Annotated in this window: 9 protein-coding genes; 8 read left to right on the plus strand and 1 reads right to left on the minus strand. The window is 34.4% G+C overall.

Translation table 11 applies throughout. The features are described 5' to 3' along the window. The first annotated feature begins 142 nt into the window (after positions 1–142). From IC221_RS07875 to IC221_RS07895, 5 genes are all read left to right on the plus strand, one after another. The gene (locus IC221_RS07875) at positions 143–1,468 is read left to right on the plus strand and encodes an aspartate kinase (RefSeq protein ID WP_188168433.1); all 1,326 of its coding nucleotides are present in this window, start codon (positions 143–145) and stop codon (positions 1,466–1,468) included. Positions 1,469–1,694: 226 nt separating this feature from the next. Next, positions 1,695–3,023 (plus strand): N-acetylmuramoyl-L-alanine amidase, encoded by a 1,329-nt coding sequence (locus IC221_RS07880; RefSeq protein WP_188168434.1) that lies wholly within the window; start codon positions 1,695–1,697, stop codon positions 3,021–3,023. Positions 3,024–3,375: 352 nt separating this feature from the next. Beyond that, positions 3,376–3,861, plus strand: a complete 486-nt coding sequence (locus tag IC221_RS07885) for an Lrp/AsnC family transcriptional regulator (protein ID WP_044200740.1) — start codon at positions 3,376–3,378, stop codon at positions 3,859–3,861. A 162-nt stretch (positions 3,862–4,023) separates the two neighbouring features. Continuing rightward, a complete protein-coding gene (locus IC221_RS07890) occupies positions 4,024–5,601 on the plus strand; it encodes a M28 family peptidase (RefSeq protein WP_188168435.1) in 1,578 nt (525 codons plus the stop codon). Positions 5,602–6,130: 529 nt separating this feature from the next. After that, on the plus strand, positions 6,131–13,039 hold the full coding sequence (locus IC221_RS07895; protein WP_188168436.1) for a T9SS type A sorting domain-containing protein: 6,909 nt from the start codon (positions 6,131–6,133) through the stop codon (positions 13,037–13,039). Between the two features lie 344 nt (positions 13,040–13,383). Here the strand turns inward: IC221_RS07895 and IC221_RS07900 are convergent, their stop codons facing one another. Beyond that, complete coding sequence (locus tag IC221_RS07900) at positions 13,384–16,302, minus strand: two-component regulator propeller domain-containing protein (protein ID WP_188168437.1); 2,919 nt, start codon at positions 16,300–16,302, stop codon at positions 13,384–13,386. Positions 16,303–16,770: 468 nt separating this feature from the next. Between IC221_RS07900 and IC221_RS07905 the strand changes: the two genes are divergently transcribed. The 3 genes from IC221_RS07905 to IC221_RS07915 all read left to right on the plus strand — a co-directional run bounded on the left by IC221_RS07905 (position 16,771) and on the right by IC221_RS07915 (position 22,353). Beyond that, positions 16,771–17,751: an isoaspartyl peptidase/L-asparaginase family protein gene (locus IC221_RS07905; RefSeq protein ID WP_188168438.1), complete on the plus strand. Its 981-nt coding sequence runs from the start codon at positions 16,771–16,773 to the stop codon at positions 17,749–17,751. Between the two features lie 56 nt (positions 17,752–17,807). Next, positions 17,808–20,033: a GH92 family glycosyl hydrolase gene (locus IC221_RS07910; RefSeq protein ID WP_188168439.1), complete on the plus strand. Its 2,226-nt coding sequence runs from the start codon at positions 17,808–17,810 to the stop codon at positions 20,031–20,033. A gap of 127 nt (positions 20,034–20,160) precedes the next feature. Further along, positions 20,161–22,353: a beta-N-acetylhexosaminidase gene (locus IC221_RS07915; RefSeq protein ID WP_188168440.1), complete on the plus strand. Its 2,193-nt coding sequence runs from the start codon at positions 20,161–20,163 to the stop codon at positions 22,351–22,353. Positions 22,354–22,367: the final 14 nt, after the last annotated feature.

Raw genomic sequence — 22,367 nt, forward strand, 5'->3', positions numbered from 1 at the left:
ATAGGTAGAAAAGCTTTTGTTTTATATATAACACATTGTGAAATTTAGGTATTTTTCATGTTTAAATTTCATGATCTAAAAAGGCTCAATCATATTTGTAACATAATATTAAGGATTTAACAAAGAAAATAGTTTTAGTGCGATGTTAGTTTATAAGTTTGGAGGTACTTCGGTGGGTTCAGCAGAACGAATGGTTCAAGTTTCAAATCTAATTGTAGATGAGAAGCCTAAAATAGTTGTATTATCAGCAGTTTCAGGTACTACAAATGCGTTAGTTGGAATTTGTGATGCCTATTATGCAGGTGATAAGCCATTAGTTGAAAAATTAGTAGCTGATTTCAAACCAAAGTACGATCAACACATCTATGAACTTTTAGAAGGAGAGGCGGCAAGAGAAGAAGCTCACGCACTAATGGATGAAAAATATGCCTTATTAAATTCTTACAGTGTTGAAGGATTCTCAACAGAGCAAGAAAGAGAAATTCACGCTCAAGGAGAATTAATTTCAACAAAATTAATGCATTTATACCTTACAGAAAAAGGAGTGAATTCGGTATTATTACCAGCACTTGACTTCATGAGATCTGAAAATGGTGAGCCTGCGTATCCTGAAATTGAAAAGAGATTGGAAGCAACTCTTGCTCAACATAAAGGCGAAACTTTATTCATCACGCAAGGTTATATCTGTACGAACGAATTTGAGAAAGTTGATAATTTACAACGTGGAGGAAGTGATTATACAGCAACAATTATTGGTGCTTGTGTAAATGCTGTAGAAGTTCAGATTTGGACTGACATTGATGGTATGCACAATAATGACCCACGTTTCGTTGAAAATACAAAAGCAGTAGAACAGTTAACTTATGATGAAGCAGCCGAGCTTGCTTACTTTGGTGCTAAAATCCTTCATCCATTAGCTGTATTACCTGCTCAAACAAAAGATATTCCTGTAAGATTAAAGAATACAATGGCTCCAAAAGCTTTTGGAACTTTAATTGGACCAACTTCTGATAACGCTATTCCTGTAAAATCAGTGGCTGCTAAAAATGGTATTGTAGCGATCAAAATTAAGTCAAGCCGAATGTTAATGGCTTATGGTTTCTTGAAGCAAGTATTTGAAGTGTTTGAAAAGTACAGCACTCCGATCGATATGATTACAACGTCAGAGGTAGCGGTATCTTTAACTATTGATAATGATACTCATCTGGAAGAAATTGTAAGAGATTTACAGTCTTTAGGTTTAGTGGAAGTTGATAAAGATATGACAATTGTTTGTGTTGTTGGACAAATGCTTGTAGAGAACGCAAATATTGTATCTTCAGTAGTTAATGCTTTAAAATCATTGCCTGTAAGAATGATTTCTTACGGAGGAAGTAAGAGTAATATCTCAGTATTGATTCCTACTTTCGAGAAAAACAATGCATTAAACTTATTACATAAAGAACTATACAGTGAGGAATTGGTGTAATTACCACTCCAAAATAGATAAATAGATTTCATAAACTCCAGCAATTTAGTTGTTGGAGTTTTTTTGTACATGACAAAATTTTGACATTATTATTGTTCTTTTGTAAATTATTGATGAAAAAACCTGAAAAAGGTACTTTTTTAGTAAGATTTACCCATCTTTTCCCGTTGTTCACAAATACTACAGTATTAACTACTTAACTTTGGGGCCCTAATTAAATAATATGATGCTCAGACAATCCCTACAAATCATTCTTTTTATGTTTCTGCTTTGTTTTGAAGTAGGAGGGGGAGTTTATGCACAAATGAATCAGCAATTAGCCTATTATTATAAAAGGAGAGCTGAAAAGTATCTTGTAAAAAGCCCTCACCTTTATGAGTATTTTACCATCAATCAAAAAGGAATCACAATATATGCTTCAGCGTTACACCATAAGAAAGGTGTAGCAGAGTTTTTTCTGCCTTGGAGCGAGTTATCTACTTTAAAAGACGTTTTTGAATTTACAGATCGTTCTTTTCAATATAATGTCTACGCGAATAAAGGAGTAAAGCCTTTTTCTGATGATCTAATTCAAACTATAAGAATTTTAAAGTTAAATCATAACTTCATACCATCATCAGTGATGAAACCTCTTTCTGGAATCCGAGTGGCCATCGATCCAGGTCATATAGCTACAGATATGAAAATGGCAAAAATAGAGGGAAGGTTTATCGATATGACTTTAGAGAGCGGTGAAAAAATAAACCTTAGGGAAGGAGACCTTACCTTGACAACGGCATATGTCCTAAAAGACAGTTTAGAAAAATATGGTGCAGAGGTATTTCTTACTCGTACATCAATTGGTAATAAAGGAGCCTCAAATGTTTCATATCAATCCTGGAAAAGTAAACACCTTCCCAATAAATTAAGGGAACACCGTAAATTGACAAAAAAACAATTGCTACATATTTTATATCATTCACCTGAATCAAAGATATATAGAGACTATTATTTGCAGGATGATTTAGAAGTAAGAGCCAGCAAAATCAATTACTTTAAACCTGATGTAACTGTTGTTTTACATTATAATGCGGATGAATTAAATGTAGGTTGGCAAAAGCCATCCCAAAGAAATTTCAGTATGGTGTTTGTACCGGGTTCTTTTATGCGAAAAGAATTGTCTACTAAAAGGGATCGTTATGATTTTCTTAGAATATTAATCAGTGATAACACAAAGGACTCCTATTTTTTAAGCAAGTTCATCATGCAACAATTTGTGGATTATTTAAAAGTCCCTGCCGTTAACAATACTAACGAACCCCGATACCTTAAAAACGTAGCAATGCCCTTAGGAAATGGTATATATGCAAGAAACCTAAGGCTTTGTCGATTATTAAACAGCCCAATGTGCTACGGCGAACCTCTTCTTCAAGATAATATTAATGAGCTTAAAGCACTTAATGATAATGACTTAATGTCTGGTAAGATTTCCCAGAGGGTAATTGAAGTGGCCAATAGCTATTTTTATGGCATATTGGAATATGTAAATTATCAGAAATCCAAGCACACCCCTTAGTAGAACAGCTATATCTTATTTTGTGAATAGAATTGTTTTTTAATTTTTCGGAATTTTAGTTGGTGAAATTCGTTATTAACAAAATATTCTAATAAATTGCATTAATCTATCTTAGTAATAAAAGATCTTTTATTTCTATAAACTATCGGAATAAGTACTCAGTCATTAGTTTTTATAGACGGTATATGTTTTTTTGAAGTGATACGGATTTTGAAAATATATCAATGTTGTTTTGGTATAGCCTTCATTATTAGAGTTTTATTACACTTAAATTTAACGTTACTAAATAATACCTATAGGTTGAATATTTATTATCACAGCACATATATTAATCATTATAATTACATTATAAATGTCAACGTTTAAAAAAGCAGTTTTAAGGCTTGATCAAACAGATAGAAGAATTTTAGATATTCTTCAGAAACAAGCTAAAATAACAAACGCTCAGTTATCAAAAGAAATTGACTTATCTCCAGCACCTACTTTAGAGAGGGTGAAAAAATTAGAAAACTCGGGGATCATCGAAAGTTATCATGCAAAGTTGAATACCAAAGCTTTAGGTTTAGGAGTAACTACTTTTGTAAATGTAAAGATTGAAAAGCACAATCAAGAAAATCATACCTCCTTTTTAAAGCAAGTTGATAATATACCAGAGGTTATTGAATGTCATCACGTAACGGGTAATAGTCATTACTTATTAAAAGTAATTACCACTGATATTGAAGAATACCAAAGAGTATTGTTAAACAAACTCAGCGAAATTAAAGAAGTAGACGATTTACAATCTATGATCGTTTTATCTTCTCCAAAAGACGCACACACAATTCCAGTGCCTTAGGCATTTTTGAATAGTCAAAGAATAAGTTCAAGTTGTACCTAGTAGCTGTAGTAGTTATTAGGTACATTATATATTACCAATTTCAATTATTAAGTACCCAGTTAAATAAATATTCCTTACCTGATTTTACTGTGTACCTTCTTCATTATTTAATAACGTTTTATGAAACAAACACTTTTATCGACATTATTATCAATTCTCATTTCATCGGCTTTTGCTCAAAATATCACTTTGGAATCAGAAAGTGAAAAAGTCAACAAGTACAAATCGACCATCACAGAAGAGGAGATGAAATCTCATCTTACGATACTAGCTTCTGATGAGTTTGAAGGAAGAGAGACAGGAGAGAGAGGTCAAAAAATGGCGGCAGATTATATCGCTCAGTTTTTTATGGATCAAGGTTTAAAGGGACCAGTTCCAAATGTCCCAAACCCGTATTTTCAACAATTCGATTTATATAAACAAAAATACACCAATTTCTCCATTCAAAAAGGAGACGTAACCCTTCAACTCATTGAAGATATTTTTCCATACGGTAACTTTTCTTTCAAACAAGACTTAGATGTAGTATTCATCGGTTATGGTGAGGACAACAGCATGATTAGTGATTATGACAATGTAGATGTGAAAGGTAAAGGAGTTGTCTTTTTTGAAAAAACACCAAGAATCTATGGTAAATCTAAAAAAGAGATAAGTGGATTAAGAATAAAAGCAAAAATTGCAGCAGAAAAAGGTGCATCGTTCGCGATAGTGATTGCCGAATCTGATGAAAAATACACCACTCAAGCAAAACGATACGGGAGTTATATTTCTAAGGGAAGATTAATGTTTAATAAACCAGAAGAAAAAAGTGATAATGGTTTTGGATTAGTCTTACTAAAACCCTCTAGTTTCTATCGATTAATTGGAGTTAGTGAAAGTAAGTTTGATAAGAGAGTGGCTAAGGTTGTTTCGAAGGGAAAATCAGCTGCAAGTGGAGAAGTTTTTAATTTGAATATCAATGCTCAGTTTGAGACTCGAAAAATGCCGACGGAAAACGTTTTAGGTTTTATGGAAGGTACGGACTTAAAAGACGAGGTATTAGTTGTAACATCGCACTATGATCACGTAGGTATTATCAATGGTGAAATTCACAACGGTGCAGACGATGATGGTTCTGGAACGACAGGGTTATTGGAAATTGTAAATGCATTTACTCAAGCAAAAAAAGAGGGGAATGCCCCAAGAAGATCTATACTTTTTATGACGGTAACAGGTGAGGAAAAAGGATTGTTAGGATCTGAATACTATTCGAGTCACCCAATTTTCCCTATCGATAACACTATTGCCAATTTGAATATTGATATGATTGGCAGAGGAGATGCAGCACATAGTGAAAACCCTGACTTTGTTTATGTAATTGGTGCAGATATGTTATCATCAGAATTACATGAACTTCATGAACAAGTGGCAAAGAAATATGTTCCCGAATTAGATTTGGATTATACATATAATGCGAAAGATGATCCAAATAGATATTATTATAGATCAGACCATTACAACTTTGCAAAACACGGTATTCCTGTAATCTTCTATTTTAATGGTACGCATGAAGATTATCATCAGCCGACAGATACGGTTGACAAAATCACTTTTGGCCCAATGGCTAAAAGAGCAAAATTGGTTTTTGCTACTGCATGGGAGCTTGCGAATAGAGATAAAGCGCCAGTTGTAGATCAAAAAACTGAACAACAGAAATAAATAATAAATATATTAGAAATAACCTCGGAAGGCTTCGTGCTTTTCGAGGTTTTTTTTATGTCCTAACTTTACAATTTTTATAATATTTGAGACTATGTCATCTTGTATTGGTATGAAGGTTTTTTAATAGTGAATAGTATAGTCATGATGGAGTACAGTTATGATATTTTGGTTAGTTTTTGATTGTAATGAGAATGTTAGTAAGGTGTTAAGTATCTGATATATAGTGGTTAATGTGTGATTGTTTTGTGGTGCTAATGTATTAAGGTTTAGGGAGTTCTCTTTTATTTCATTTGATGATGTAAGGAAAGAGGATGCTAGTATTTATAAAGAGTAATGCCCAATAATAAATACTAAAAGAATAGAAAGATATGGATTGAAATAGCCTGAAAATGGAGCGTTAAGTTTGCTCTAAGAACGAAGAGATTTTTACGCTATTTAATTACACATTCCACTAACTGCCAATAATTAAACTATTGTTATGAGACATTCAAACATATCATTTTGGCAGTAGATAAATAATTACACAATGAGATACTATTTACTGATTTCACTACTTCTGTTTTATTCTTCTGTAAACTACACATTTTCTCAAACTGGCCCAGGAGGAGTAGGGACAACAGATGGAACTTCAACATTAGAATATTGGCTTGATGCAAATAATGGAGTTTCAGGGGCTTCACCGATTACTTCATTAACTGATTTATCAGGAAACTTTATTGCACATAGTATACAGGGAAATCCTGCACTTACAGATAATAAACTAAATGGAAGAAGTGTTATCACTTTTGATGGTATTGGCGATCATATTAAAACAACATTGTCAATCAATACAGATAACATCCCTAATGCGACTATTATTGCTGTCTATACCCCTAGAATTGATGATGCGGGAGCTGTTTGGGGTGAAGATAATATAGATTGGGATAGGTTTCTGATTGATAAGTCAAACAATATGACGATCATAAACAGTGCTATAAGTCTAGGACCATCTGATTTAACGCTTTACGATATTCCAAAACTGTTTACTGCAGGTGAGGCTGTTATTAGTAATGTATTTTACCAGGAAGGTGTTGTTAATGGAACAACAGTCACAGTGAATGAGGAACTTGTTGGTTCTGCAACGGCTAATCATGGGTATGGTTATTCATCAGTAGACTTTACAATAGGTGCTATCGGTTATAGAGGTTTTGAAGAGTTTTTCTTTGACGGAGATATAGCTGAAGTAATTGTTTTTAGTGAAGCATTAAATGAGGCAGAAAGGAGAATTATTAGTAATTATTTATCTGCAAAATATAATATACCGCTAACAAGTTATGATGATTATGTTCAAGATGACAATAGTAATGGTGATTTTGATTTTGATGTAGCGGGTATAGGTAGGGTAGATATTTCAAACATATCACAAGATGGAAAAGGATCAGGTATTGTAAGAATATTAAATCCGACGGATCTTGATGATGGAGAGTTTTTATATTGGGGGCATAACAACGGTACTCAAGAAGCTATTGAGACTTCAGATGTTCCACTAGGTGTTTCCGCTAGGTTTAATCGATTATGGAGAGTAAGTGAAGTGGTTTCTAATTCAAATACTGCAGTTGATGTAGGTAGTATTGATATTAGATTTGACTTGTCAGGTTTAGGTGTTATTGATCCTGCTGACATTAGTCTCTTAGTTGATACCGATAATGATGGTGTTTTTAATGATGAAACTCCCATTACAGGAGCAACCTATTTAGGAAGTAATATCTATGAATTCACTGGTGTATCATCTCTTTCTAACAATGTGAGGTTTACAGTAGGAACAAGTGGAGGTACTTCACTAACAGTGCTAGATAAAGATAATTATATTGCTACAACTAGTCAGCCATTAGGACCAGGAGGAGTGGGTAGTACAGATGGAACCTCGAACCTTGATTACTGGATGGATGCAAATAATGGAGTGATAGCAAGTGGTTCTGTCACTGCAATTGAAGATTTATCGGGTAATGCGATCGCTAGTACAATTACAGGCGATCCAATCCTAACAACCTTAGCGATGAACGGTTACAGTACCATTACTTTCGATGGTGTAGGAGATTATATCGTGACGAATTTATCCATCAACAAAAATGACCTTGATAAAGTATCCGTGGTTTCAGTTTATAGAGCTAGAATTGTTGATGCAGGTGGTGTTTGGGGAGAAGATGATGGTGAATTTGATCGTTTCATTTTGGATTTATCTAGTGCAAGTCCATATCTGAATAATTCAGTGAGTACAGGATCAGGAACTGAAGCAGATATAAATAATATTTTTCCTGTAGGAAGTTCAGTTATAACATCGGTGTTATTTGATGAAGGAGAAACAAATGGCTCCTATGTTTATGCTAATGAAACTTTAGAAAGGACTTTTACTTCAATCGCATTTTCTGAAACATCTAATAATTTTACAATAGGTAATATTGGATCTCTCATAACAGAGTATGATTTTGATGGGGATATTTCTGAGGTAGCCGTTTATGGAGATGCTATTAATGAAGCACAGAGAATTATCATTCATAACGCACTTTCTGCAAAATATAACGTTCCCCTAACATCAAATGATTTGTACGATGGGGATGATTCTGCCAATGGTAATTATGATCATGAAGTTGCAGGAGTTGGAAAAATTGATGTCGATAACGTTCACTTAGATGCTCAAGGAAGTATTGTGAGGATGATTCCTGTAGATAACTTAGAAGATAATAGTTTCTTTTTCTGGGGACATAATAATGGAAGGCTAGAAGCTACAGAAAAGTCAGATATTCCCTTAGAATTAGTTAGAAGGTTTGAAAGGGTTTGGAGGGTAAGTGAAGTGAATACATCAAGTACTTCTATTGATATCGGAGGATTAGACATTTACTTAGATTTAAGTGGGTTTACACTAAAATCTGGTGAAGGATTAGCCTTATTGGTAGATACAGATGGTGATGGTTCTTTCAAAGACGAATCTCCAATTTTTGGAGCAGTAGCCTCAGGAGATTACTATTTTTTCTCAAACGTTACTGCATTAACGGATAATGTAACCTTTACATTTGGTACCAATGATGACAGTAATACACCTTTATTGAGTGATTTTTTTGTCAATGCTCCAAAGGGACCTGGGGGGATTGGAAATACTTATGGTACTTCAGATCTAGAATATTGGATAGATGCCAATAATGGGATTACTGGAACGGATCAGATTACAGGTGTTTCTAACCTTTCTGGAACTTCAAGTACAAATATAGTATATGGAAATCCAGAGTTAATTGCATCTGCCATGAATGGTTATAATACAATTCGATTTGACGGAACACGTGACTACATTACAACTGATTTATCTATCAATAAAGGTGATATGGAGAAAGCTTCTATTGTATCAGTTTATAAACCAAGGATAGAATTTTCAGGAGGTGTTTGGGGAGAGTTTGAAGATGCAAGTGATCGTTTTTTATTGGATCAATCATCAGGGTCACTAAATAATTCTATTGCAAATGGAGATGCTACTGTTACTGATATTAATAATATTTTTCCTGTAGGAAGTTCAGTCATCACAACTGTCATTTTCCAAGCGGGCATAGCAGATGATAATTATGTTTATGCAAATGAAACTTTAGAAAGCAATTTTGACCTTAATACTAACACCGCAACAACATCTAATACATTCACAATTGGTAATATAGGAAGTCTAGAGGCGTCACATGATTTTGATGGAGATATTTCTGAAATTGTATTGTATAAAGAAGCATTGAATGATGCTCAACGTATTATTCTTCATAATAGTTTATCTGCTAAATATGATATACCACTGACATCAAATGATTTATATGATGAAGATGATGCAAGTAATGGAGATTACGACCATGATGTGGCAGGGATTGGTAGAGTGGATGCAGACAATTATCATTATGATGCACAAGGTACAGGTATTGTTAGAATTACACCAACTTCTGGGAGTCTTGCTGATGATCAATTTTTAATATGGGGTCATGATAATGGAACTCAAGAGGCATTGGAAGAAGTAGATGTTCCTGCAGGTGTAGCATCTCGATTTAGTAGAGTATGGAGAGTTAGTGAAGTAAATACTTCCAAGGCAAGTATTGATGTGGGGAATTTGGAAATCTATTTTGATCTTGGGGAATTTACAATCACAAATAAAGATGCTCTTGTATTGTTAGTGGACACAAATAACGACGGTTTATTTAGTGATGAAACACCTATTACGGGTGTCAATGAATATGGTGATTATTATTATTTCTCAAACGTTAGTGCTTTAACGGATAACTCAAGATTTACCTTAGGAACAACAGATGCATCAAGTATTTCCTTACTGAGTGATTTCTTTACAAAAGCCCCAACTGGCCCAGCAGGTATAGGTAATTTTGAATCAAATGTGGCTTGGTTAAACTTAAATAATAACAGTGCCTACTCTGATGAAGGTGTAAATCAAGCATTCAATGAAGAAAAAGTAAGGCAGTGGAACGATAACTCTGGGAATAGTAGAAATGCATTTTCTACAGATACAGATCATCAGCCAGTTTATGTTACTGATGTGTTAAATGGTCAATCTGCTCTTCGATTTGAAGGGGATCAATTTATTGATCTTCCGTCATTAGATATGAATTCTACCACTAGTGCCACATATATCGTAGCATTCCAGGATACAGCAAGTACGTTAGGAAACCATTATGATGATCTAGGAGATTTTATTGTCGATAGGACAACGGAGTCGTCTCCATTATTTAATTTAAAATTGATTGATACAAATAATTATGCCTATCAAAAAAGAAACAATGCTGGTTCTGATATTGGTGGACCTGTATCGACCACGAGTGTCAATACTGATCCCAAGATAATAGGATATGAAAGAGAATATGGGGTAGATTATCGACTTTATTATAATAACACATTGGAAGATTCTGAAGTAGAAAGTGATGGTCCCTCAACACCGCCAGACCCTAGGTTAGGTAGGCATATTCTCCAGCCGAATACAGGTTTAAGAGGCTATATGTATGAATTTATAGTGTATAATGAAGCCTTGAATGATGCACAGATGATCATTGTAAATAATTATTTATCAGCAAAATATGATATTCCTCTAGGTTCTTATGATTTATATGACGAAGATGATAGCTCAAATGGGGATTTTGATTTTGAAGTTACAGGTATAGGTAGAGTAGATGCTGATAATTATCATTATGATGCAGAAGGAAGTGGTATTGTGAGAATAACGCCTTCCTCTGGAATACTATCAGACAATCAATTTATGATATGGGGACATGATAACGGTAATTTAGAAGCACTTGAAACAGTAGATGTTCCTACACTTGTAGAAGCCCGGTTTAACAGAGTTTGGAGAGTAAGTGAAGTAGATAATACAGGGGCTTCAACAGACATTGGAGCAGTTGATATTTATTTTAACTTGGAAGGTTTTGAAGATCTTACAGCGTCAGATTTAGTACTTATTGTAGATACTGATAACGATGGCTCCTTTACTAATGAGACCTCTATTTTTAGTGCAGTGGAATATGGTAAATATTTTGTATTCCAAAACGTTACAGCACTTTCTGATAATGTTAGGTTTACGCTTGGTACCGCAGATGAAGCAAATTCCCCTTTGAAAACAGCTTTCATTTCTGGAGCAAGAGGACCTGGAGGTGTAGGGAATGATGATAATAACCTGGTATGGCTTAAAGCGGACGAAAATGTGTACTCCGATGAAGGTATAACATTAGCTGTTAGCGGTGATAATGTAAGGCAATGGAATAATCAACATGATAATGGTATCAATGCATATTCAGAGACCGTTTCTTTTCAACCAATATATGCTGAAAATGTACAAAATGGGCAACCAGGATTACGTTTTAGTGGAACGAATTATATGGATTTGAACAGTTTAGGTATTTCCGGTAATTCAAGTGCTACTTATGTGGTTGCTTTTCAAGATACCACAGTTGGTACTTTGGGTAATTTAAGTGGAGGCTTAGGTGATTATATTATAGACCGTTCAAGTGACTCTGATTCAGAATGGCCATTATATAGCCTTAAGAAATTAAATGGCAATTTCTATGGTTACCAAAAAAGAACAGATGATAATACTAATTTAGGGGGAATAACATCTACAACAGCTATCAATACAGATCCGAAGGTAATCCAATATCAACGAAATTATGGAGAATCTTATGAGATGTTTTATAATAATACACTAGAAAGTTCTCTAGAAGACACTGATGGTTTTATTACACCACAACAACCTAGATTAGGACATGAAACAAATGGTTTTAGGGGATACATGTATGAATTCGCTATATATAATGAAGGATTGAACGAAGCTCAAACTATTATTGTAAATAATTATTTAGCTGCGAAATACGATATTAATCTGACATCAAATGATATCTATGATGAAGATAAGAGTGGTGATTATGACTTTGATGTAGCAGGGATTGGTCAAGTTGATGCAGAAAATTATCATTATGATGCACAAGGTTCAGGTATTGTCAGGATAACTCCAACTTATGGGAGTATGTCTGATGATCAATTTCTAATTTGGGGACATGATAATGGTACTGCTGAATCAATTGAAATGACAGATATTCCATCTGGAGTTACAGCAAGATTTGAAAGAGTATGGAGAGTAAGTGAAGTAAGCTCATTTAATTTAGCGGTAGATGTTGGACGTTTAGAAATATACTTTGAATTGATTGGTTATGATTATATTTCATCACCAAACTTGGTACTGTTGATAGATACTGATAATGATGGCTTTTTTAGTGATGAAACACCAATTTATGGAGCAGAAACGTATGGAGATTATTTCTTATTTTCAAACGTAGATAAAATCACAAACAACAGAAGATTTACATTAGGCACAACCAATGGGGTGATGGCAAATTTAGACCTTCCAATAGAATTATCTCTCTTTAAAGCAAAAGTTGTGGATAATGAACAAGTGCATCTGATGTGGAAAACAGCAAGTGAGACCAATAATGAATACTTTACGATTTTTAAATCAGTTGATGGTCGTAAGTGGGAGGAATTAGTAAAAATAGCGGGTGCAGGAAATTCTAGTCAAGCTTTAAGTTACTCTTATATAGATCAAAATCCTTTTATTGGAGTAAGTTATTATCGATTAAAACAAACAGACTTTGATAGTAAATACGAATACAGTAATGCTTTGAAAGTTTATTTAAAAGATCTAAATACTCAGTCATTAAAATTATTTCCTAATCCAACTGAAGGAAGTTTTAGTGTTATTGGTAACAATGCTGATTTAAAGAAAATGAGAGTCTATAATGTTCTTGGCCAAGAAGTAACAGGTTTAGTGGTACTGATAAGTGACCAAGGAAATAGGGTAGATTTAGATGCATCAAAATTAAAGAAAGGACTTTATTACTTAAAAACTAGAACCTCATCTTTAAGATTCTATAGAAAGTAATCTAAGCGTAAGAAGTCAAAGTGAATGTATTTTGACGTATATATTATTAAGATTGGTATAGTTTAGATTTTAAATATGTGAAGTTTATATCGACTTTGATGCTGATCAAATCGATGGTTGGTAGGTAAAATAATAATAAATGCAATGCTTTGTTTGTACTTAATTAGAGGTAATTAAGATAATTTTTAAAGCTTAAAGAGTGTACATAAAAATAGTATATTTTGTTCTAATGGAAAGGATGTTTTTTTGAGGCATTTCTTTTTAAGGAGTAATTAAAACGGTTAAATTATGCATTAAATAGTGTGATATGAGCATGCCGTTTTGATTACTCCATTTTTTAGATTTTAGATCGCCATTAAATACTCCTCTAAACTGTCATCAATGTTAAGTTCAAGTCTTTTCCTTAGTCTTTTTCGAGCTACTTTCACACTATTGAGTGATATTCCAAGAATAGCAGCAATGTCCTTGCTTGACATATTGAGTTTAATGAGATTACAGAGCCTAAGATTTCCCTCGGTTAAATCGGGATGTTTTTCCTTTAATTTTTGAGCGAAATTTTGGTGTACCTCTGAGAATAGACCATTTAACGTTTTCCAATCATTTTCAATATTTTCAGCCTGTTTTATTTCACGTCGAATACTGTTGATTTTATTTTTAGAGATAGGGTCATTTGACTTCTGAAGTTCCTCAAGACTTCTGTCAATTTGATAGACCAAAGAATTCATATGTGCTAAACGTAACACATGAGTTGTCAATTCTTTTTCCCGAATTTTTAATGTCTCTTTAATCAGTTGTGCTTTTTGGTTTTCAACTTCGATAATATCAATTTCTTTATTGAGGAGTTCTTGTGTTCGTTCCTTAACAATTCTGTTTAAAGCTAATTTTTGATGCTTCAAGTTCCTGATATACATGTAATAAATGGTAAGTCCAATTACGAGAAGAAGCACTAAAATGATAAACTTAAAAAGAGGTGTTTCCCAATAATAAGCTTCTAAAATAACCGGAAAACTTAATGTAGAACCCCAAATTTGATTTTTGTATCTACATCTTATCTCAAAGAAATAGGTTCCACTTGGAAGGTTAGAATAAAGCATAGAGGAATTGGACAAGGTTTGATTCCAGTTTTCTTCAAAATTTCTAAGTCTATATTCATACTCAATATTATGTTGATAATTATATTCTAGGCCAAAATAATTTAGATAAAATGTTCTCTGTTCAGGAGTGAGTACAATCTGGCGTACTTGAGAAATATCAATGTCTTTGTTCATCAATTGATTTCTTACTAAAGTGATAGTATTGACTTTAATCTTTGGTATATTTTGTAAGAATGAAATAGTTTTTGTGGGGTTGAAAATATTTAAACCTTCGGTACCTCCAAAGATTAAAAAGTTGTTTTTTAACATCAATGAAGCCCCTACATTAAATTGTTTTCCTTGAAGGCCATCTTCTTCTGTAAACATTCTTATGCTTTCATCTTTTGGGTTATAAGAAGCTATACCTTGATTAGTTGATAGCCATAAAGCACCATGGGAGTCATTTTCAATAGCATAAATTACTTTATTAGGTAATTGAGCATTGATGCTTGAGGCATACAAAGAGTCTGTCTGACGATCCAACTTCCATAATCCATTTCCGAATGTGCCAATCCATAAATTCAGTTTGTCATCTTCCGCAATGGAGATGATGGCATTATTAATATTGATGTTTTGATTCTTTCTACTTTTAAAATGGATCTGTTTAAAAGTATTGGTCTCTTTATCATATCTGTTTAAACCATTAAAAGTGCCTATCCAAATGTCTCCCTTAATATCCCTGTAAATTTTCCTTGTATCATTATTGGAAATAGATGAGACATCCAATGGGTTATTTTTAAAGCGAATAAAAGTTTTTTTGTCAAGGTCTAATTTTACAACCCCATTGGTGGTCGCTAGCCAAATATTCCCATAATAATCCTCTTCAATATCCCAGACATTATCCGTGGATAAATCATCATTGAATTGATCAATTGCATCTAACGGAGATAGTATATTTTCATCATTTAATATACGAAGCCCACTCTGGTAGGTACCCACCAGAATCTTGTCTTTTACCTTTTTTAGTGAAATGACATATTGATTGGAGACTATATTTTGGATATTCCCATTTTTAATATTGAGTTTATCCACTCCTCCGCCATCAGTACCAATAAGGATTTCATTTTGATTTAATTGTTCAAACGATGTGACACTGTTATGGGATAACCCTTTTCCATACGTTTTATCTTCGCTCAATGTAAAGAAGGGATCATTTTCATTATAAAGTTGTAATCCATTTCCGAAAGTGCCAATCCAAATATTATGATGAGCACCGTAGTAAAGAAAATTAATTGTTCTATTGGTACATTTATGATGAAGCAAAGTATAGGGCTTATAGTTCTCTTCCTTTTTTAGACGAACAATACCATTACCTTCCGTTCCAAGCCAAATGTTTCCGACATTATCTTCCGTGATAGACTTTATTTTGTTGGTTCCAGTGTAAAGCTTCTTCATCTTAAAATGCTGATCAAGGCTGTATAAATCCCCCTTGGAAGTACCAATGTAAATTGTATTGTCAATTGCCTTTAAAGAGAAAACAGATTTCCCATTGAAATCATTAAGTACAGGAACGTTAATAGAATCATGCGTTTTTGAATTATAAATGGATATACCTTGATCATGTCCTACTAATATGTAGCCTTGATAGGAAAGAATTGCATTAATAGAGGCATTGCTATTAGGGATTTTATAATACTTTTCCTGATTTTTAGAGTAAAAAACGCCTAAATTATTTACGCCCACCCACTGTTCATTTTCAATGGACCATGTAATCCCTTTAACGTCTTCGACCTCCTCCCTATTTTCGAGCACAATTCTTTGGACCTGCTTATTTTTCAGATTCATCCTTTCAAGTGCACCATTGGTACCTATCCATAAATAATTTTCTTTAGGATCAATAGCCAAGCATCGAATCGTATTAAAATTTAAACCATTAGTGATGACGTCAGAAGCATTGAATGATCTAAACGTATTACCATCAAAGATATTGAGGCCATCATCAGTCCCAATCCATAAAAAACCATTTTTATCGTAAACAATTGCATTGACATTGTTCTGGGACAACCCCTGTTTGGTAGTAAATCCGGATAGTTTAACTGGTGTTAGATTGTTCGATAATACTGAAGGCGTCGTTAATAGTGTGCATAGAAGAATAGCAAGGCCACTCTTAAGCAATGTTAGCTGATGCATGTTCAGAGTTTATGTAGTAGTGTTATTGTTGTTTAATATTTCTTAAATATGCATTTATTAACGTTAATATTCAAATAATATTGGAGTTACTTTAACAAGGGTTATGTAGGTGTATATTGTTTGATACAATTGCAAATTGTTGTAATTGAGATGTATACATTAGGAAAAGATTGATTTGTACGATATGAAAAGTATTTAATTTTTTTTCGATAAAAATACCTCAAAAATAAAAGTGTGTGATGATTACCCCCTATGATCGATCAAGAAAACAATAGTTGCTCGGTGATGCTCTTATTGAAGTACAAATGACACTTGAAATGTATGGAATGTCTTTCTTTTTGCGTGATTATTGTTAATAAATATCATTTGTTTAAGCATGTTTATGCGTGTTTGTGCGTTTATTTCAATCGAACGTGTATATTTAACACGTTAAATAATTACTAAACCCTCAATTTTTATTTAGAAACTATGGGTAGCAGAAGAGATTTTTTAAAAATTTCGGCATTAACTTCAGCCGCAATGATTTCACCTTCATTATCTGCTTTTTCATTTGCAGGAAAGAGAAAAGGGACTAAACCTTTAATGATATCGACTTGGAATCATGGTTTTGGATCTAATGAAGCAGGTTGGGAGATTTTAAAAGAAGGAGGCTCTGCATTGGATGCTGTAGAAGCAGGTGTAAGAGTACCCGAAGCTGACCCTAAGGAAAGAAGTGTTGGATATGGAGGATTGCCTGATCGTGATGGAAAAGTAACATTAGATGCATGTATCATGAATCATGACTATGAATGTGGTGCGGTGGCTGCTCTTGAAAATATCATGCATCCAATTTCTGTAGCACGATTAGTAATGGAAAAAACACCTCATGCAATGTTAGTAGGTGAAGGAGCGAAAACTTTCGCATTGAAAGAAGGTTTCAAAGAGGAAAACCTATTAACAGAGCGATCGAAAAAAGACTGGGAAGAATGGTTGAAAAAATCAGAATACAAACCAGTGATTAATATTGAAAACCACGATACTATTGGAGCTTTAGCCATTGATGCAAAAGGACATATTGCAGGTGCTTGTACAACATCAGGTGCTGCTTATAAAATGCATGGAAGAGTAGGTGATTCACCTTTGATTGGTGCAGGACTTTTTGTTGATGGAGAAATTGGAGCCGCTTGTGCAACTGGTTTAGGAGAAGCAGTGATCAGAACAGCAGGTTCAGCCATGGTAGTGGAACATATGAGAATGGGCAAATCACCTGTAGAAGCATGTGAGATTGCAGTAAAAAGAATTATGGATACGCACAAAACGCGTATGGAAAACCTCCAAGTTGGATTCTTGGCCATCAATAAAAATGGTGAATACGGAGGTTACAGTATTAGAAATGGATTCAACTACGCGATTGTAGATACGGAAAATGGAAATAGAATGGAAGATGCTCAATTCAAAATGGAATGGTAGCATTGACTTATTCTCACTAAAATCAAAATTACTTATAACAATAACTACCCTTATCGATGATTAAATTAAGGTCAGCCTTACTAGCTTTATTAATCCTACCTTTCTTAGGTGCTTGTACTTCTTCTGAGAAGGAACAGACATCTTCAAAAAAAGTAAGATATACAGATTACGTTAATCCTTTTGTTGGGACAGATGGTCCAGGTAATACCTATCCAGGAGCTACTGTTCCTCATGGTATGGTGCAACTTTCGCCAGACAACGGTTATGGTGGATGGGATAGAATCGCAGGATATTTCTGGCCAGATTCAACAATTGCAGGTTTTTCTCATACTCACTTGTCAGGTACAGGTGCAGGAGATTTATATGACATTTTAGTCATGCCTTTCAACAGTAAATCAGACAGAACACTGACTGAAAATGGAAATGTGCGTCCAGTTTCATTGTTCTCACACGATCAAGAAAAAGCAGAGCCAGGTTATTATGCAGTGGATTTATTGGATTATAATATCCACGCTGAAATGACTGCTACTTCTAGAACTGGTTTTCATAAATATACTTTCCCGAAGGACGATAAATCTCAAATTTATATCAACTTAGGTTATGCCTTGAACTGGGACGGGCCTACAGATACATATTTGAAGGTAATCGACAATCAAACAGTTGTAGGTTACAGATTTTCATCAGGATGGGCACCTGTCCAAAAAGAATACTTTGTAGCGAAATTCAGTGTTCCATTCACTTCTTATCAGTTAGTGAATTCTGTAAAAGGAGATGATCTTAAAGTAGTGGAAGGCAATGAGATTCAAGCTTTGAAAACAAGAGGTTATTTCAATTTTGATACACCAAATGATAAAAATGAAGTCTTGGTAAAAGTGGCGCTTTCATCATCAAGCATTGAAGGAGCACAAAAGAACTTAGCGGCTGAGAATACAACTTGGGATTTTGATCAAGTAAGAAAAGAAGCTTCTGATACTTGGGAAACTGAATTGGAAAAAATCAAAGTTTCTTCTATGAATGAGGAGCATTTGAAAGTTTTCTATACAGCAATGTATCAATCATTATTAGCTCCAACTTTACATTCAGATGTTGATGGTGCTTACAAAGGTGCGGACCAGAAAAATCACGTAGCCAAAGGTTATAAAAAATACGATACATTCTCTTTATGGGATACTTATAGAGCAGCACACCCGCTGTATACTATGATCCATACACAAAGAGTACCGGATATGATTAATTCATTCCTTTCTCAATATGATGAAACAGGTTTACTTCCTGTATGGTCAATGAAAGGTAACGAAACAAATATGATGATTGGGTACCACGCTGTTCCTGTAATTACTGATGCTTATTTCAAAGGAATCAAAGGTTTTGATGTTGAAAAAGCGTATGAAGCATGTAAGGCATCAGCGATGAATGAGAAAGGGGATGCAATGGCGGATTATATTAAATTAGGTTATGTTCCTTTGAATTATGATCATGAAAACTGGTCAGTTTCTAAAACATTAGAATATGCTTATGATGATTGGTGTATTGCTGAGTTTGCAAAAGCATTAGGAAAGGATGAAGATTACAAATATTTCGCGAAGCGAGCTGAAAACTGGAGACATCATTATGATGAAGAATCTTCATTTATGCGTCCAAAAGATAGAAAAGGTAATTTCATCAAAGATTTCCTTCCGAAAGATTATACAGATCATTTCTGCGAAAGTAACGCTTGGCAATATTTCTTCTATGTACCACAAAACATTGAAGGATTGATTGATGCAATGGGTGGTGCTGACCGTTTTGAACAACGTTTAGATTCTATGTTCTCTTACTACCCAACTGCGGAAGATGAATTGCCAATTTTCTCAACAGGTATGATTGGTCAATACGCACACGGTAACGAGCCAAGTCACCACGTAGCTTATTTATACAACTACATCAATAAGCCAGCAAAAGGTCAGAAATTGATCCGCGAAATCATGAATACACAATACAAGTCTACGCCTGATGGTGTTTGTGGTAATGAGGATTGTGGTCAGATGTCTTCATGGTTTATCTTAAGTTCAATCGGTATTTACCCTGTTAACCCTGGTAACGCAATGTACGACTTAGGTACTCCATTATTCAACAATGCTACGGTTCAATTGGGTAATGGAAACACATTGAATATTGTTGCAAAAACAGTGTCTGATGCCAAGCCAACAGTGAAGAAAGTACTTTTCAACGGAGAGGAAATCAAAGGTTGGAAAATCAGTCATAACGAATTGATGAAAGGAGGAACTTTAGAGTTCATTTAATATAAAAATTAGGGCCGCCTTCAGTAAAAGTCCTATAAAATTTCATCATCACCCATGGCATCAGTTGTGGGTGATGATGATTAAAATCTACTACTAAGACTTAACTAATCCATTAAACAAATCTGAAATGAAATTAAATTTACTAGCAATATTACTTTTGGTTCAAGGCTTTGTTTTCGCACAAAACAAACCAACGCTTATTCCTTATCCTCAGGAGGTGAAGTGGAATGAAGGCCAATTTGAGCTGTCTAATAATACCACACTATTTGTTGAGGATGAAAATTTTGATACGAATCATTTCATTAATGAAATAAAGTTTCAAACAGGCATTGTATTACAATTGGTGCAAAATAGTGAAGAGGCTACAATTCTCTTTTCTCAAACTAATGATATAAAAGAGGAGGAAGGGTACCGATTAGCGGTAACCGAAAATTCAATTCAACTTAAAGCGAAAACTACAAAAGGAATTATCAACGGTTCTGTATCACTTTTACAACTTGTAGGAAGTACTCCAGAAGTTCCTGCAGTTGTAATTGATGATGCTCCAAAGTTTGCTTGGAGAGGAATGATGTTGGATGTAAGCAGACACTTTTTTGATGTGGAAACCATCAAGTCGTATTTAGACTTAATGGCACATTATAAAATGAATAAATTTCACTGGCACTTGACAGAAGATCAAGGCTGGAGAATTGAAGTGAAACAATACCCACTTTTAACTGAAAATTCAGCTTATAGAACTGAAAAAGACGGTACAAGATACGGTGGCTTTTATACACAAGAACAAATCAAAGAAGTTGTTGCTTATGCCTCAAAAAGAGGAATTGAAGTAATTCCTGAAATTGATATGCCAGGTCATATGGTGGCCGCATTAGCTTCTTATCCAGAATTTTCATGTACAGGAGGCCCTTTTGAGGTACAAACAGAATGGGGTGTGCACGAAGATGTTTTATGTGCTGGCAATGAAAGAACATATGAGTTTGTTCAAAATATTCTGGATGAAATTATGCCATTGTTCCCGTCAAAATACATGCACATAGGTGGGGATGAGTGCCCAAAATCAAGATGGAAAGAATGTCCTAAATGTCAAGCTAAAATCAAAACAGAAGGTTTGGAAGATGAGCATGAACTCCAAAGCTACTTCATCAAGAGAGTAGAGAAAATGGTGAATGCCAACAGTAAGAAAATGACAGGTTGGGATGAGATTCTTGAAGGAGGATTGTCAGAAACGGCAACGGTACAGTTGTGGAGAGATTTTCATGATAAAGATGCTGTAAGGAAGATTGCTGAAATGGGGAATGATGTCATTGTATCACCTACAGGAATGTGTTACTTCGATTATGATATTGTGACGACGGATGTGAAGCAAGTGTACAACTATCACCCTGTTCCTTCAGATTTGGCAAATGAAAAACACCATCATGTATTAGGTGGTGAATGTACGGTTTGGACAGAAAGAATCCCGGACAATGCCCGTTTAGACTTTATGATTTTTCCAAGAATCATTGCTTTCTCTGAAGCGCTTTGGGTAGGACAAAAACAAGGCTTTGATAATTTCGCTGAAAGATTAGAAAAAGAATATACTTACTTGGATTCAAAAGGAGTAGAATATGGTCCATCTTCAAAAGTGTTGGACGTTGAAATTTTGAATCATAATGGACAATTAAAAGTACAGGCCCAAGCTTTAATAGAGGGTGTGACTTTAAAATATAAAAAGCCTTCATCAGAAGTGTTTGTTGATTATAATGAAGCAATAGAAGTGAAAGAAACAGGGAAGATTATCATTCAAGGTTTTAGAAATGGAAAAGCTTATGGTGATCCTGTTTCTTCCAACTTCGTGATGCATTTAGCCAACCAAGCGAACATTGAATTATCAACAGCACCTTCAAAACCTTATCACAAAGCAGGAGTAGAAGGTTTGATCGACGGAAGATTAGGTTTTGAATCGAAGTTCAGTGATGAAAGCTGGATAGGCTTCAATGGGGAAGGTGTAACAGCCACATTGACTTTTGATGCACCAACTTCGATTTCATCAATTCAACTCCGTGCCTATGATGAAGTGGGGTCTTGGATTATGGCTCCAAAAGAGGTGGAAGTGCTTTATTCTAAAGATGGGAAAAAGTATAAATCTGCTAATAAATTTAAAACGGACGCCATTTCTAGTGACGGAGACGTATTAATTTATAATTGGGAAGGTTTATCAAAAGCGAAGGCCATCAAATCAATTAAAATTATCTATACCAACGGCGGGCCACTTCCAAAAGGACATATGGGAGCAGGAAAGCCTGCTTGGTTATTTATCGACGAGATTATCATACAATAAGAACTGCCTTGGTT

Source organism: Flammeovirga sp. EKP202, assembly GCF_014534745.1.
GTDB lineage: Bacteria > Bacteroidota > Bacteroidia > Cytophagales > Flammeovirgaceae > Flammeovirga.

Excerpts from the sequence above, each read along its gene's own strand:
- IC221_RS07915 (WP_188168440.1), top strand. The coding sequence starts at position 20,161 with ATGAAATTAAATTTACTAGCAATATTACTTTTGGTTCAAGGCTTTGTT.
- IC221_RS07895 (WP_188168436.1), top strand. The coding sequence starts at position 6,131 with ATGAGATACTATTTACTGATTTCACTACTTCTGTTTTATTCTTCTGTA.
- IC221_RS07905 (WP_188168438.1), top strand. The coding sequence starts at position 16,771 with ATGGGTAGCAGAAGAGATTTTTTAAAAATTTCGGCATTAACTTCAGCC.
- IC221_RS07900 (WP_188168437.1), bottom strand. The coding sequence starts at position 16,302 with ATGCATCAGCTAACATTGCTTAAGAGTGGCCTTGCTATTCTTCTATGC.
- IC221_RS07910 (WP_188168439.1), top strand. The coding sequence starts at position 17,808 with ATGATTAAATTAAGGTCAGCCTTACTAGCTTTATTAATCCTACCTTTC.
- IC221_RS07880 (WP_188168434.1), top strand. The coding sequence starts at position 1,695 with ATGCTCAGACAATCCCTACAAATCATTCTTTTTATGTTTCTGCTTTGT.
- IC221_RS07875 (WP_188168433.1), top strand. The coding sequence starts at position 143 with ATGTTAGTTTATAAGTTTGGAGGTACTTCGGTGGGTTCAGCAGAACGA.
- IC221_RS07885 (WP_044200740.1), top strand. The coding sequence starts at position 3,376 with ATGTCAACGTTTAAAAAAGCAGTTTTAAGGCTTGATCAAACAGATAGA.
- IC221_RS07890 (WP_188168435.1), top strand. The coding sequence starts at position 4,024 with ATGAAACAAACACTTTTATCGACATTATTATCAATTCTCATTTCATCG.